Annotated in this window: 1 pseudogene; it reads right to left on the reverse strand. The window is 37.3% G+C overall.

Features of this window, described 5'->3' with window-relative positions:
• Window positions 1-292, reverse strand: a pseudogene (locus tag PZE06_RS28570) (ATP--guanido phosphotransferase); the annotation flags it as partial.

Here is a 292-nt window from a genome sequence, read left to right on the forward strand (position 1 = left end):
ATAACCAATCTGTTCATCGTATGCATAATCTACTTGCTTTTCGATATGATCATCAATTTCATTGGCGACTTTCATTGCTTCTGAAATTTGTAGCCCAGGAAACAAACATTGAATCCGAATATGGTCTTCTTCATTCACCATGATGCTGACTTCTTCATTCTCTGATAGAATACATGCACCTAATACAGCATTTTTCTCAAGATACGGACTAATTAAATGCTTCTCTACCAACACCCTTTTTTGCAACGGCTGAAGGTCATCCATCACTAATAATTCCAGAGTTCCAATCGAG

This window comes from Robertmurraya sp. DFI.2.37, assembly GCF_029211245.1.
Lineage (GTDB): Bacteria > Bacillota > Bacilli > Bacillales > Cytobacillaceae > Robertmurraya > Robertmurraya methanolica_A.